This window comes from Vibrio sp. OPT46 (assembly GCF_015163535.1).
Taxonomy (GTDB): domain Bacteria; phylum Pseudomonadota; class Gammaproteobacteria; order Enterobacterales; family Vibrionaceae; genus Vibrio; species Vibrio alginolyticus.
The window spans coordinates 1,832-3,049 of sequence record NZ_JADDYG010000610.1; the positions used below are offsets into that span (position 1 = coordinate 1,832).

1 protein-coding gene is annotated in these 1,218 nt (G+C 47.0%); it reads left to right on the top strand.

Going from position 1 to position 1,218, the window contains the following annotated elements; translation table 11 throughout:
* A partial coding sequence (locus IQR33_RS34175; protein ID WP_193837481.1) for an S-type pyocin domain-containing protein occupies positions 1 to 1,072 on the top strand: 1,072 nt, incomplete at its 5' end.
* Positions 1,073 to 1,218 lie beyond the last annotated feature (146 nt).

A 1,218-nucleotide genomic window follows, 5' to 3' on the forward strand; every position in this document is an offset into this window, starting at 1 on the left:
CCTCAATTTAAAAGACGCCACAAGCTCGCTCGTGTTCGCTAAATCCTGCACCAGACCAGAGGGATGTATTGAAATTGGCGACCAACAAGAGTCAATTAGTAACTTTGGTCCTTGGTCATTCTTCTTTGCACAAGCCAATGCAAACCCAGCTGCTGTCATACCCGCCATTCAAGCGACACAAGCACAAATGGCTATGGGCAGTTCCGCAGCTGTCGCCGGTTCCCCAGAGCAAATGCAGCAAACCCAAACCGCAGCGATGCATTTAGATAAACTGGCCGGCACATTGAAAGACAAAATCGTCGAGGGCTACCGCTGGCAGGTCGAGGGCATTGGCGCTTTGTTTGCCATGCAGCAAAGCTTGTTTGGCGATAACACCCAATACACAGACCAAGATTTACGCCAAGTGACCACGGCGCAAAGCCGCGTTCGTGTCCACATTACCGAGCCCCAAGATGGCGAGTTTTATCCGCAAGTACAGGGTTATCATGTAGATGACACACGAATCCCCATCAAATATGTGAAACAGGGGAACAATGGTCAGTTGTCCGTTGCGATTGAAGAGAACGGACCAACCATCTATTGGACACCAGAAGAAAACGGTGAAGCAAGTTGGCAAACTACCCCCGATCATAGTGATGGGTTTGAAAAAGACGATATACTGGTCACGCCAATCCACTCGGATAGCGATGCGAACGTCACCGTTACGCCTGCGCCTGAAGAGAAAGACTGGCGTGATGCGATCTTAGTATTCCCTGAAAGCTCAGGCATTGCTCCGCTCTATGTGGTTTATAACAAACCGAATAGCGATATTAAGTACATTCCAGCCCCGAAGGGGAGCCCACCGTTACCCGCTTTCCCTGATGCAATTAAAGCAAAGAAAAAAACGTCAGTACAAGGTGGAGGGAAACTGAGAGAGCGGTGGAAAGATAAAAAAGGACGAATCTACGAGTGGGATTCTCAGCATGGAAAAGTCGAGATTTATACGAAAAATGGTAAACATATCGGCGAGTTTGATCACATATCGGGAGAGCAAACAAAAGAAGCAGACCCGGCTAGAAAGGTAGAGAAATAATGAAAATTGTTATTGAAAAGTTCGACAAACAGACTGAGTTACTCGTTTCAGAGTTAGCTATTGAACAAGAACACCTCGATGGAATTGCTCAAGTATTAGGGTTAAAAGAAGATGATATTCAGTTCCTAACAAGTGGGGCTGGCGGA